The organism is Marinomonas sp. UCMA 3892 (assembly GCF_012726345.1).
Taxonomy (GTDB): domain Bacteria; phylum Pseudomonadota; class Gammaproteobacteria; order Pseudomonadales; family Marinomonadaceae; genus Marinomonas.
This window is the reverse complement of sequence record NZ_PTXN01000022.1, coordinates 60,314-72,570: the sequence shown is the minus strand read 5'-3', so window position 1 is coordinate 72,570 and position 12,257 is coordinate 60,314. Positions and strand designations below refer to the sequence as shown.

The window sequence follows — 12,257 nt, the reverse complement described above, 5'->3', positions numbered from 1 at the left end:
GAGCTGCTCCTAGTACGAGAGGACCGGAGTGGACGAACCTCTGGTGTTCCGGTTGTCACGCCAGTGGCATTGCCGGGTAGCTATGTTCGGACGGGATAACCGCTGAAAGCATCTAAGCGGGAAGCCTCCCTTAAGATAAGATCTCACTGGGACATAAGTCCCCTGAAGAGCCGTTCGAGACTAGGACGTTGATAGGTTGGGTGTGTAAGTGCTGTGAGGCATTGAGCTAACCAATACTAATTGCTCGTGAGGCTTGACCATATAACACCAAAGTGGTTTTAAAAACTACGACACAGATTACGATGAAAACAACATCGGTTTGATACTTGGTTATCTCTATTTCAAAATGAATTGTTAAAGATCCAAGCACGTATTCGCGTGTTTTGAGACAAGTCGAAAGACAATGCAATAAACGCATAGCTCAAAACAAACGCAAAACGAATTGCTTGACGATCATAGAGGCGTTGAACCACCTGATCCCATCCCGAACTCAGAAGTGAAAAGCGCCATCGCCGATGGTAGTGTGGGAGATCCCATGTGAGAGTAGGTCGTCGTCAAGCTTTATATTAAGAAGTCCTAATAAGTAATTAGGCTATTGAAAATTTGGTTTTATTAGACGATTGCTAATAAAACAAACCAGTTTTCTTGATGATCATAGAGGCGTTGAACCACCTGATCCCATCCCGAACTCAGAAGTGAAAAGCGCCATCGCCGATGGTAGTGTGGGAGATCCCATGTGAGAGTAGGTCGTTATCAAGATTTAATTAGTAAACCCTATCCTGCTAAGCAGGGTAGGGTTTTTTCGTTATAGGGAATTACCATCGGCGATGGTAGTGTGGGCGTTGCTAAATGGTACCGTCGGTACCGTCCCATAAAGTGTGTCTTCTTTCATTAAAGCCATTTCTCTTCTCTATTTAATGAAAACAGGTGGCTTTTTATTCGCCGCAGGCACTCGCCATCGCCGATGCTTGTCCCACAAGAGGATCATCTTCGAAAGTGATGTATCAGTGAGTTAGCCAATATGGCATGTCTAATGAGGAGAGAAAATTTTCAGCTTCAGCGCCTTGTAAAAGGGCTAGTGTCGATATTATGCCTGCATTGATGCATGTGGGCGCTGCAACGGTAACACTTCTTGGAGCGTCTGTGATGGCCCAGCCAGTGATAGGGTTTAAGATGTGAGAATAGCGGATGTCATCTTTTAATAAAAAACGTCGGCTGTCACCTGAGGTTGCAAGGGCGCCAGAAGAAAGAGCGACAATATGTTTTGCTTGGTCGTTAACGGCTTCTATACCTACTTTCCAACTTTCACCATTTAATCTTTTACCGTTACAGGCTAAGTCACCACCACAGTTAACTAAGATAGCTGATGTTGTCTGTGAAAGGATTTTACGGCAAACCAGAAGCATTTTATCAACAGCATACTCTTTTCCTATGCCTCCAAAGTCGAGTTCCATACCCGTTGGAAGTGTCAGTTGGTTTGGATTGCTAGGATGCCAACCTAATTTTGTCCAACCAACTTTGATTAATAATTCTTTTATAATGCTTGTTTTAGGTAGGTTATCGCTACCATCAAAATGCCATGCTCTTCTTAGGATGCCGGATGTAATATCAAAAAGACCTTGTGAGGCATGGTAGGCATGATTGGCGAAAATCATCAATTGGGTGGTTTCATCATCCAAAGTTTGAATGATGTCTGTCTTCGAGTGAATTTCTGCAAAGGTGTTACCTGTTTGGTAGCGGCTGAATTTATGCTCAATACGCCAAGCTTCAATGACGGCACTGTTTGCTGCGGCTTTGACTAAATCAATTTGTTTACATTCAATCAATATAGAGCAATCACTTGCCATGCATTCAAAATTAACTTGAAAGGAATTCTCATTCACTTTCCACAGGCTTGCACTGGGGTGGTTTGATGGGTTTAGTAATGGATCTATTTGTAGTTCTTCAAGTAAATTCATAGCTTCCCTGTGCGGTAAAGATCCCCTCTCTCCATAGGGTGAGAGGGGATATAGAGCTAAAATTTATATCCAAGGATCAACATAGCCGCATCTAAACCCGGATACAATTCCTGTGTTGTTAGTTTGCCATAACCTTTATCGCCAGAACTTTCTTGATGATAGAGAGAGAAGCGAGTGTAAAATTCGGTTTCATCAGCAAATTTATATCCGTATTTTAGACCTAATGTATAAGTATCTAGATCACCTAAACGATAATCGGCACTGGCAAAATCAGTTGAAGTGTAATCACTAGAGTTTAAATATCTATGATAGAAGTCGGCTTTACTTTGAGTGTACCAACGTAGTTGGGGTTCTAGGTATTGATTATCAAAGCGGAAGCGATATTTAGCATCGATAGTGTGAGAGTTAACGCCCCAATCATCAAACATGTAGCGATAACTTACATCTAGTATATTGTCATTTTCGAATTGGTGTTTTGTTTGCCAATAGATACTTTGTTTCAGACGTGAGTCTGGGCGTTTTTCGTATAGATATAAGTCTCTACCACTACTTTGGAAGTTTCCTCCAAAATTTGCGCCTGCATTATCATCTATAACTGACAATATTTTATAAGGGTCGGTTAGGTAGCCTGAACTGGTGCTTAATGCATAGTTGAATTGCATTATAGTGCTGCGATTAATCACTTGAGTGACACCAAATAGAACATCGACCAAGTTTTTGTTTTCAGCATCACTACGCTGTGTGAACTCACTGTCTGAGCTGCTTAAAGGAACTTGCACTAATCCTGTTGGTACACCTCCTTCAGGGTTGGCAGTATCGTTAGATAGATTTAACCCTAGAGTAAGTGTTGTATTCTTTTGGTTCAAATAGCGAGACAAGCTGCCATTTAGCCCAAGTGATTGGTAGTCATGTTCTTTAGAAAGATAACCACCAACACCGTAAGCCCAATCTCTATTAATTGGGGCTGCCCAATTAGTAGAAAGTGCGATACGAGTATCTTTGAAGGTGTCATCAAGTGGTTGTTCGCCCGCTGCTGCATTGTACGAACCTTTACCTGAAGGGCTGGTAAAAGTTTGTACATGATCACTGGCTGTAGCGCCGTTGGGTGACGCTCCTGTTAAGGTATCTGCTGCAATTTTGAAAGTAAGCTTAGTTTCTTCATCAAAGTTCTTGGTGGCGCTAATAACTGGTTCGGCGGCAGATACACGACCATCACTTTCTGAATAGAGTAGGAAAGCCGAGTCTACATCCCAGCTGTCAGCAGCATTAGCCCCTTGTGATAAACCGCCAATTAATGCACAGCTGGCCGCGGTTAATAATTGGGCTAATTCGCGATTTTTATGAGTTTTCTTAGTTACAGCCACAGCCACCACCTCCAAATCCTTGTCCGCCACTGCTGGCTTCTTTACTGAAATAAATGTGATCATCTAAACTGCTTTCGAGAGGATCGCTAATAAGGTTCATTTCTTGTTGTGCTAAAACATCTCTTTCCCAAGGCTTAACTCCCATATCACTGCATCCAGATACAATAATGGGTAAGGCGAGCAAGCCGACTAAATGGATTATTCTTCGCATAGGTTATTCCCCTTTTTCTGCTAATAGCTTGGCAATAGCGGACTCGTATTCATTAATATTTTTCTGATGAAAGCCAACATGTGTTGCGCGTATATTGCCTTGGCGATCAATTAAAAAGCTTGTCGGCATGCCAATAACGCCAAAATCTTCTGGTAGTTCCGCTTTGGTATCAAATAACACGCTAAAGCCAGGTTTAAACTCTTCTAAGAAATCAAGAGCTTGGCCTTTCTCCTGATCTAAGTTAATGGCAATAACCTTAAGCCCTTGATCTTTGTATTTGGCTTGCATGCTTGTCATCCAAGGAAACGACTCACGGCAAGGTCCACACCAGGAAGCCCAAAAATCCACGAGTACGACTTGTCCCTTTTCCATCTCTAGTGAAATTTTCTGGTTTGTTTGATATTCAGGTAGCATCACTGTTTTGTGTGGTGCTGCTTTTGCTGTGGCTGGTGAGGTTAAATTGGTTGCCCATAATGCTGAAGAAAAAAATGTACAGCTAATAACTAGGCTAGATAGGGTCGTTTGAGCAAATCCCTGATGTACTTTGATCATGTATGCCACCTAATAATAAATATGTCTTAAATAGTACGATGACATTCTTAAGAGAAAATTAAGCTTCAAAGTTAGGAAGCGTAAGTTTTACTTAAGGTTTCTTATTTATAGTGGGTAAACCTCTGTGCATTAAGGAATATCAAGTGACGATTTTTTTCAGGCCTCTCTGGCAAATAAAATGGCTAGTAGCGTTGATACTTGCTTTTTTGCTGGTATCACAAGTGATTGCTGCTGATGACTTTCTGAAGCCCTCGGAAGCATTTCAAGTAGAAATTGATAGCACTAAGAAAGAGGTAACTTGGACTATTGCTGATGGTTATTACTTGTATAAGTCGCGCGTAAAAGTTTCGTTGGCAGAAGATAAAACAGCATCGATACCTTTTTATTTCTTAACTAAAGCTGAAGAAAAAGATGATCCAAATTTTGGATTGGTTAATGTGTTTCATAATCATATGGCGATTGCTATTGATCAGTCAAAAGATCAATTAGGTAATCTTAAAATTACTTATCAAGGTTGTGCGGCAGCGGGTTTGTGTTATCCGCCCCAGACAAAAGTCGTTAGTTTTGATAAGGTGGTGAATACTAAACTAAAGTCCGATTCAAGTTCATTGCCAACATCAAAAGAGACAGCAAATGTATCAATCAAAGCATCTAATGAGGGTGAAGAAGGGCAATTAGTTAAGCTATTGCTAAATGGAGATAGGTTTTGGGTGCTTATTACCTTTTTCTTTCTTGGTTTAGGGCTGACTTTTACACCTTGTGTGCTGCCGATGATTCCTATATTAGCGGGCATAATTGCTGGGCAGGCTGGAAATATTACAGCGAAAAAAGGTTTTTTCTTATCTTTATCTTATGTTCTGGGGATGTCATTTTCTTATAGTTTGGCAGGCGTATTGGTAGGGATTTTTGGCGCTCAGCTTAATCTTCAAGCATTGTTTCAAGCTCCAGGTGTATTAGTTAGTTTTAGCGTGTTGTTTGTTCTTTTGTCTTTATCTATGTTTGGCTTCTACGAATTACAGCTACCCATGTTTATACGCGACCGTTTGGATAAATTAAGTCAACGCAGTGTCGGTGGACCCTATTTGGGCGTTGGTATCATGGGTGCTGTTTCTGCATTAATTGTTTCTCCTTGCGTTTCCGCGCCATTGGCTGGTGCGTTAATTTATATTAGTACAACGGGTGATGCAGTTCTCGGTGGTAGTGTGTTGTTTGTTATGAGCCTAGGGATGGGCATGCCTCTGTTGCTAGTAGGTTTGGGGGGAGGGAAATATCTTCCGAAAGCAGGTATGTGGATGATGCAGGTAAAGGCGGCATTTGGTGTGATTCTGCTTGGTGTGGCGGTCGCCCTTGTCTCTCGCATCGTGTCTGATACTGTGAGTGTGTATTTATGGGCCTTGCTGATTATTGTGTACGCTATTCATTTGGCTCCCTTCGAATCTGGCGGTATTGGTTGGGGTAAAACCAAACAGGGGATCGCTTTTGCTCTATTACTTTATGGAGTAGCGATATTCAGCTCTGGATTGGCGGGCAAACCTAGTCTAGAAAAGCCGTTAGGATATGTTTCTTCAGTATCGAATTCTGGTATGGCGACTGAAGAACAGCCTTTATTCGATCGTATCAAAGATGTTGAAACGCTTAAAAATGCGATGCAAAAGGCCAAGGCTAATGGAAAGGTAGTGGTCTTAGACATGTATGCTGACTGGTGTACAGCTTGCTTGGCAATGGAGGAAGATGTATTTAGTAACGGTAATCTTAAAATATATTCAAATAAAATTTCATTTCTGCAGCTTGATCTCACTGAAAATACGTCCGCTCAGCAAGCATTTTTATCAAAATATGGCGTATTTGGGCCGCCAACTCTGTTATTCTTTTCTTCTCATGGTGATTTGATCAACGTTCGCCAAGGTGAAATGGATTTAGCTCAATTTAACAGCGTGCTGCAATCAACCTTGGCGAACTTATGAAAGAAGGAATAGGTTTGCGAATACTAGTTGTAGAGGATGATCTTTCGTTAGCGGATGGTCTTGTAACGGCCTTAAAACGTGAAGGTTACACAGTTGATTTGCTTCATGATGGAATCCATGCTTTGGAAGCATTAGCTAATGAAGTGTTTGACTTGGTTGTATTGGATTTAGGTTTACCAAGGTTAGATGGCTTGGCTGTGCTTAAGCAACTACGAGCCAATGAAAATGCAGTGCCGGTACTTATTCTTACTGCAAGGGATGCTTTGGAAGACAGGGTAGCTGGTTTAGATTTAGGTGCCGATGATTATTTGGTTAAACCTTTTGATGTAACCGAATTAAAAGCGAGAGCTCGGGCTTTATTACGTCGCAGTTACGGTCGAGCAATCAGTGAGATTCACTATAAAGGCCTTGTGCTATTTCCAGCGAGCCACAAAGTGACCTATCAAGACAAAGACGTTAATCTTACTCGAAGGGAATACTCTTTGCTTCATGAGTTGGTGAGCCAGCCTGGCCATGTTTTTACTCGAGATGTTTTACAGCAACTGATGTATGGGTGGGGTGATGATGTAGAAAGTAATGCGCTTGAAGTGCATATACATCATCTGCGAAAAAAACTGTTTCCAGAGTTAATTCGCACCATACGAGGTATTGGCTATGTGGTCGATCAAGAAGTGGGCTAATGAAAAACTATTAAGTTCAATTAGGCGAAGAACCCTGTTTTTTGTCATGTGTATTTTTACCATGACAAGCATCCTTATCATGGTAATTGGTTTGCTGTTTGCTAATCATGAGGTCGAAGAGTTATTTGATGCTCGTTTAGCTCAACAAGCTAGATTACTACTAACTTTGTCCGAAAATATAGAAAAGCTTGGTTCGAGTAAAAATCCTTCATTCCCTTTATTAATTGATGCAGCAAATACTGATGCATCCGTCGGACATAAATACGAAAGTAAAATTTTTTATCAAATTTGGAGTGGTGATGAATTAAAAATTGCGTCTGATTCAATGACGCTATCTCATCAGAAAGAAGATTCGTTTGGTTATGGTGATGCAATGGCTGATCATTACCAATGGCGAACTTTTACCTTAAATCAAACATCTGGAAATACCAGGGTTATCGTTGCAGAGCGTGCAGATGTAAGAGGTGAAATTTCAGATCAGATAGTCTTTCAAACTCTTTTTCCTGAAATTCTAGCTTGGCCAATTCTGGCCGTTCTTGTTTGGGCAGCTGTTGGTTTTGGGCTCGAACCACTTCAGCAACTTGCTCAGCGTATTCAAAAAATTACTCCGAGCAAATTAGAACCAATTGAAATGTCTTATGTTCCAGAAGAATTGGTGCCCGTGAAAACGGCCTTGAACGGATTGCTTATGGAAATTGATGTATTGATGGAAAGGGAAAAGCGTTGGATAGCAGATGCAGCTCATGAATTAAGAACTCCTTTAAGTATTCTCCGAGTCCATGCTGAAAATGCGGCATCCGCTGAAAATGATCAAGAGAGAAATCAATCCTTAACTCAGCTAACATCAGGGGTTGATCGGTCAACTCGAATTGTGTCTCAGTTGCTTGCGCTTGCTCGCCTTGAACACCAGAAAAAGGTCACTAAAGAAGATGTTGATGTGCTGGCAATCAGTCGTTCAATGATTGCTGATATCCTTCCTTTAGCTTGGAAGAAAAATGTTGAAATTAGCCTAGATGTCGATGATAGCTTGCTTTGGCGTTGTTATGTCGAATCTAATCATGTTGAAATATTGCTGCAAAATCTAATTAGCAATGCAATTAAGTTTTCTCCTCAGGGCTCTGTTATACAAGTGGTCTGGTCTCAGTTTGCAAATCAAGTTGAATTAAAAGTAATCGATGCTGGCAAAGGCGTCGGCAAAGGAGAAAAGCAAAGACTCAGCGAGCGGTTTTTTCGTTCGGGTGAAGTTGAAGGGGCAGGTCTTGGACTTTCTATTGTGAAGAATATTGTCGCTAAATATCAAGGGGAGCTCTCATTTGAGGATTCACTTCCTCATGGTTTGACAGTTCGGGTTGCATTGCCCATTTTGGCGATAAAATAAGTTTCTCTTCCTAAAAAAACGTTTAGATAAGTTATTACGTTTGAGTATATACCAGACATTGTCTGGTATTTTTTTGCCTACGTTTTGGCTTTTAGCCTTAGTCTTGTTCATTTTTTTGACATTTATTTTTTACTAAAACATTCCATTATTACTTAGATTAGTTAGCTAAATATAAAGATTATCATAAGTGATCTAATGATTACACATCTAAATAACTCTTGATCATTTGGCTCGTTTTATTTACTGTAAAGAGACTTATTGCTATTTTTTATCCATTTTTCTAAGAAACATGAGGTTTATTATGAAAAAAACACTCGGCAAATATCTTATATCTCTAATGAGTTTTATTGTTGCTCTTTTTTCTGTATCAGTGGCTGCAACCACATTAGATAAGATAAAAGATGAGGGCACAGTGACTATAGGTGTCGCTAACGAAGTACCGTATGGCTATACCACACCAGATGGCGAGCCGGCTGGTGAAGCGCCTAGTATTGCAGTCAAAGTTTTGAACGATTTGGGCGTAGACAATGTAAAAGTTGTCGTGACGGAATTTGGCTCTTTGATTCCTGGTTTGCGTGCAGGGCGTTTTGATGTGATTGCAGCTGGTATGTATATAACCCCAAAGCGTTGTAAACAAATTCTATTCTCTAATCCTACCTACAGCATAGGTGAGGGCTTTTTGGTTCAGAATGGCAATCCGAAAGAGTTAAATGGTTACGATAGTATTGATAGTAAAGCTGTTAAGTTAGGCGTGATGTCTGGTTCTGTAGAATACGGTTACGCTCGTGATTACGGTATCGATTTAAGTAAAGTCGTCACTCTTCCCGATTATCCATCTGGTGTTGCCGCTCTTAAATCAGGTCGTATTGATGCTCTAGCTGGTACTAGCTTGACTATGGCGTCTTTGGCTCAGAAAGATGACCGTGTTGAGTTAGCTCAACCTTTTACACCTCTTATTATTAAGGGTAAATCAGTGAAAGGTTACGGTGGCTTTGGTTTCCGTCCAGCGGATACGGCTTTGCGTGATGCCTTTAACGCAGAATTAAAAAGCTTCATCGACACTAAAGAACACATTGCAATGGTAGAGCCTTACGGTTTTGGTAAGCATACTTCTCCTGGTGGCATGACTGCTGCGAAACTGTGTAAATAACACTGGGGAATTAGACTCATGGAATTTGGAGAAATTGTCTCCGTATTACTCCAGGGGGCCATTGTCACAATACAAATTGTGGCAATGGCATTGCCTCTCGCCGTGTTAATGGCCTTCAGCTTTGGATTGATTCGCCTTTACGCTCCAGCCCCCTTTAAACAAATCGCAATTATTTATATAGAGTTCTTTCGAGGAACGTCGGCACTTATACAGTTGTATTGGATCTATTTTGTACTGCCTTTTTTCGGAATTACTATTGATGCCATGACGGCGGCAGTTGTTGCTTTGGGACTAAATATCGGTTCGTATGGAACGGAAGTGGTACGTGGCGCTATTCAATCGGTACCGAAAGGACAATACGAAGCGTCAATTGCATTGAACTTCACTTCTTCACAACGATTGTGGCGAATTATCATGCCGCAAGCATTAGTTAATATGATCCCACCTTTTGGCAATTTGGCCATTGAGTTAGTCAAAGCAACGTCATTGGTTTCTTTGATAACGATTGGAGATTTGACCTTTAAAGCCAAAATGCTAGCCGATACCACCTTACAGGTTGGTGAGATCTTTGGTGTTGTGTTGTTGTTTTATTTTGTTATGGCTCAATTCTTGGTCTTTTTTATTAGACGTTTAGAAACACACCTTAGTAAAGGTTTAGGTCGTGGAGGGCTTCATTCATGAATGGATTTCATTGGGACTGGGCTTTTACATGGGAAGTGCTTCCCATGATTTTGTCCGCAGCAAAAGTGACCTTACTGGCGACCTTGCTAGGTAGTATTTTGGCTATTGTGATGGGGCTGGTGTTTGCCTTGCTGCGTCGCAGTAAAAGTCGAACGTTATGCATATCTACTTACTGGATTGTTGAGTTTATTCGTAGCACGCCTTTGTTAGTGCAAATTTTCTTCCTATATTACGTGATGCCAGAGTTTGGGGTCAGTATGTCACCGCTCGCTACCGGCGTATTTGCCTTAGGACTTCACTATGGCGCGTATTTATCAGAAGTATTCCGTAGTGGTATAGATGGCATTGAAAAAGGCCAATGGGAAGCAGCAAGAGCACTGAATTTAACAATAATTGATACTTACAAAGACATCGTGCTTCCTCAGGCCATTCGTCCAATGATTCCTGCGACAGGCAATTACATAATTGCCATGTTTAAGGAAACACCACAGCTATCTGCGATTACGTTATTGGAAATGTTGCAAATGGCGAAGATTATTGGCTCTGAAAATTTCCGTTATCTGGAACCTTTTACTTTAGTTGGGATTTTGTATCTCGTGTTTAGTCTTTTAGCTGCCTACGGTATTCATCAGGTAGAAAGACGCTTTCCAAAAGAAGGATTTAGTTTGAAATGAGTGCCCCCATTATTGAATTCAAAAATGTGAAAAAGTGTTTTGGTGAGACGGTTATTTTTAGTGATTTTAACTTCAAGGTTGAGGAAAACGAGATAGTCTCAATCATCGGACCAAGTGGCTCAGGTAAAAGTACCTTATTGCGTATCTTGATGACACTAGAGGGCATCGATGGTGGTTATATAAATGTCGCTGGTGAGTCACTTTGGCATATGCCTTGGCAGGGGCGATATGTACCTGCGAATAGCAAGCATTTGCATAAGATGCGTAACCATCTTGGTATGGTTTTCCAGCATTTTAATTTGTTTCCTCATATGACGGTCAAGCGCAACATTACAGAAGCGCCAATGCGCGTGAAAGGTGTTTCAAGAACCGAAGCTGAGAAGTTCGCAGAAAAATTACTGCGGTTAGTAGGGTTGGCCGATAAGGCGGATAGTTACCCAAATGATTTATCGGGTGGTCAGAAACAGCGAGTAGGTATTGCGCGAGCACTTGCGATGAAACCATCTATTTTATTACTGGATGAGATTACTTCGGCTTTGGATCCAGAATTAGTTGATGAAGTACTGGACGTTATTCGTAATCTAGTAAAAGAAGAAAGTTTTACCATGTTGCTGGTGACTCATGAAATGTATTTTGCTCGTGAGATTAGTGACCGAGTGTGCTTTTTTGATAAAGGCGCAATAGTGGAAGAGGGTGAACCAGAGGCCATTTTTACTCAACCAAGGGAAGAGCGTACAAAGGCTTTTCTAAACGCTTATATTGGACAGTAGTACAGCAATAAGTCGTATCTTGTAAGAATAAATAAGGCGCTTTTGTGGCGCCTTATTTATTAGTCGTGGCAAGTAATGCTCTCAACACGGATAATGACGGTATATCTTTCGGAGTATTGTACAAATGGAACCTTTGTATAGCGTTATCTTATTGACTCTAGTTGCTGGTTTGGCCATGCCGTTGGGGGGCTTGATTGCGAATTTCGAGCGCATAAAACCCCAATGGCTAGAAACAGAGCTAATGCATGGTATTACGGCCTTTGGTGGTGGTGCTTTGTTGTCGGCGATTGCTTTGGTTCTTGTGCCAGAAAGTATTCCGCACTTTTCTCCTTGGCCTGCGGCTATGTTGTTTTTATCCGGCGGCGTGGCTTTTATGTGGCTTGATATATGGTTATCCAAGCAAGAAACCTCAATGAGTCAGCTAGTGGCAATGTTGGCTGATTTCATTCCTGAATCTTTAGCCTTGGGTGCTGCGTTTGCTTTAGGGACCATTAATGGCATGTTACTGGCTGGATTAATTGCGATGCAAAACCTTCCTGAAGGTTTTAATGCTTTTAGAGAGTTAAAATCTTCATCCCATTACAGTGCATTCAGTATTATTTCGTGCTTTGCTTTACTGGCATTATTAGGTCCAGTAGCAGGTGTTATCGCTCATATCTGGCTCGCCGAATGGCCTGTAGTGATATCGGGGATAATGTTGTTTGCATCAGGTGGTATCTTGTATGCCGTGTTTCAGGATATTGCTCCTCAGGTTACATTGGATAAAAATTGGTTGCCGCCCTTGGGGGCTGTCATGGGATTTGCACTTGATTTAATTGGCTATATGTTAGTTCATTAATAAAAATGTATACAAAAATAGTTTTTATGCAATATAG

Annotated in this window: 12 protein-coding genes and 3 rRNA genes; 11 read left to right on the top strand and 4 right to left on the bottom strand. The window is 41.1% G+C overall.

All coding sequences use genetic code 11. The features are described 5' to 3' along the window. The 3 genes from B6N13_RS21490 to rrf (B6N13_RS21480) form a co-directional block, all read left to right on the top strand. Positions 1-261 (top strand): 23S ribosomal RNA (locus B6N13_RS21490); the annotation flags it as partial. 184 nt (positions 262-445) lie between these two features. Continuing rightward, positions 446-560: ribosomal RNA gene (gene rrf, locus B6N13_RS21485) — 5S ribosomal RNA — on the top strand. An 84-nt stretch (positions 561-644) separates the two neighbouring features. Beyond that, positions 645-759: ribosomal RNA gene (gene rrf, locus B6N13_RS21480) — 5S ribosomal RNA — on the top strand. 245 nt (positions 760-1,004) lie between these two features. Here the strand turns inward: rrf (B6N13_RS21480) and B6N13_RS21475 are convergent. From B6N13_RS21475 to B6N13_RS21460, 4 genes are read right to left on the bottom strand one after another with little or no spacing between them, the layout of a single operon-like run. Next, the gene (locus B6N13_RS21475; RefSeq protein ID WP_169460558.1) at positions 1,005-1,958 is read right to left on the bottom strand and encodes an FAD:protein FMN transferase; all 954 of its coding nucleotides are present in this window, start codon (positions 1,956-1,958) and stop codon (positions 1,005-1,007) included. 56 nt (positions 1,959-2,014) lie between these two features. Then, the gene (locus B6N13_RS21470; protein WP_348981561.1) at positions 2,015-3,322 is read right to left on the bottom strand and encodes a DUF3570 domain-containing protein; all 1,308 of its coding nucleotides are present in this window, start codon (positions 3,320-3,322) and stop codon (positions 2,015-2,017) included. Continuing rightward, positions 3,309-3,533: a DUF4266 domain-containing protein gene (locus B6N13_RS21465; RefSeq protein ID WP_012070032.1), complete on the bottom strand. Its 225-nt coding sequence runs from the start codon at positions 3,531-3,533 to the stop codon at positions 3,309-3,311. Before B6N13_RS21465 ends, B6N13_RS21470 begins: the two co-directional genes overlap by 14 nt. A gap of 3 nt (positions 3,534-3,536) precedes the next feature. Further along, positions 3,537-4,085 (bottom strand): TlpA disulfide reductase family protein, encoded by a 549-nt coding sequence (locus B6N13_RS21460; RefSeq protein ID WP_169460556.1) that lies wholly within the window; start codon positions 4,083-4,085, stop codon positions 3,537-3,539. A 143-nt stretch (positions 4,086-4,228) separates the two neighbouring features. Here B6N13_RS21460 and dsbD point away from each other — a divergent pair, with 143 nt between their 5' ends. The 8 genes from dsbD to B6N13_RS21420 all read left to right on the top strand — a co-directional run bounded on the left by dsbD (position 4,229) and on the right by B6N13_RS21420 (position 12,220). After that, positions 4,229-6,049: a protein-disulfide reductase DsbD gene (gene dsbD / locus B6N13_RS21455; protein ID WP_169460555.1), complete on the top strand. Its 1,821-nt coding sequence runs from the start codon at positions 4,229-4,231 to the stop codon at positions 6,047-6,049. A 14-nt stretch (positions 6,050-6,063) separates the two neighbouring features. After that, a complete protein-coding gene (locus tag B6N13_RS21450) occupies positions 6,064-6,729 on the top strand; it encodes a response regulator transcription factor (protein ID WP_048814316.1) in 666 nt (221 codons plus the stop codon). A gap of 61 nt (positions 6,730-6,790) precedes the next feature. Continuing rightward, positions 6,791-8,107 (top strand): ATP-binding protein, encoded by a 1,317-nt coding sequence (locus tag B6N13_RS21445; protein ID WP_169460554.1) that lies wholly within the window; start codon positions 6,791-6,793, stop codon positions 8,105-8,107. Positions 8,108-8,408: 301 nt separating this feature from the next. Further along, positions 8,409-9,257 carry an ectoine/hydroxyectoine ABC transporter substrate-binding protein EhuB gene (gene ehuB / locus B6N13_RS21440; RefSeq protein WP_169460553.1) on the top strand — a complete coding sequence of 283 codons (849 nt, stop codon included), beginning with the start codon at positions 8,409-8,411 and terminating at the stop codon, positions 9,255-9,257. A gap of 18 nt (positions 9,258-9,275) precedes the next feature. Further along, positions 9,276-9,938 (top strand): ectoine/hydroxyectoine ABC transporter permease subunit EhuC, encoded by a 663-nt coding sequence (ehuC, locus tag B6N13_RS21435; protein WP_169460552.1) that lies wholly within the window; start codon positions 9,276-9,278, stop codon positions 9,936-9,938. Beyond that, entirely contained in the window at positions 9,935-10,612 is a 678-nt protein-coding gene (ehuD, locus tag B6N13_RS21430) for an ectoine/hydroxyectoine ABC transporter permease subunit EhuD (RefSeq protein ID WP_169460551.1), read from the top strand. Before ehuC ends, ehuD begins: the two co-directional genes overlap by 4 nt. Next, a complete protein-coding gene (gene ehuA / locus B6N13_RS21425) occupies positions 10,609-11,382 on the top strand; it encodes an ectoine/hydroxyectoine ABC transporter ATP-binding protein EhuA (RefSeq protein WP_012070024.1) in 774 nt (257 codons plus the stop codon). Before ehuD ends, ehuA begins: the two co-directional genes overlap by 4 nt. Before the next feature lie 124 nt (positions 11,383-11,506). Beyond that, positions 11,507-12,220, top strand: a complete 714-nt coding sequence (locus tag B6N13_RS21420; RefSeq protein WP_169460550.1) for a divalent cation transporter — start codon at positions 11,507-11,509, stop codon at positions 12,218-12,220. The last annotated feature ends 37 nt before the right edge of the window (positions 12,221-12,257 follow it).

Bases quoted from the DNA above. Each gene is read 5' to 3' on its own strand.
- ehuD (WP_169460551.1), top strand. From the start codon at position 9,935: ATGAATGGATTTCATTGGGACTGGGCTTTTACATGGGAAGTGCTTCCC.
- B6N13_RS21445 (WP_169460554.1), top strand. From the start codon at position 6,791: ATGACAAGCATCCTTATCATGGTAATTGGTTTGCTGTTTGCTAATCAT.
- ehuA (WP_012070024.1), top strand. From the start codon at position 10,609: ATGAGTGCCCCCATTATTGAATTCAAAAATGTGAAAAAGTGTTTTGGT.
- ehuC (WP_169460552.1), top strand. From the start codon at position 9,276: ATGGAATTTGGAGAAATTGTCTCCGTATTACTCCAGGGGGCCATTGTC.
- B6N13_RS21420 (WP_169460550.1), top strand. From the start codon at position 11,507: ATGGAACCTTTGTATAGCGTTATCTTATTGACTCTAGTTGCTGGTTTG.
- B6N13_RS21460 (WP_169460556.1), bottom strand. From the start codon at position 4,085: ATGATCAAAGTACATCAGGGATTTGCTCAAACGACCCTATCTAGCCTA.
- ehuB (WP_169460553.1), top strand. From the start codon at position 8,409: ATGAAAAAAACACTCGGCAAATATCTTATATCTCTAATGAGTTTTATT.
- B6N13_RS21465 (WP_012070032.1), bottom strand. From the start codon at position 3,533: ATGCGAAGAATAATCCATTTAGTCGGCTTGCTCGCCTTACCCATTATT.
- B6N13_RS21475 (WP_169460558.1), bottom strand. From the start codon at position 1,958: ATGAATTTACTTGAAGAACTACAAATAGATCCATTACTAAACCCATCA.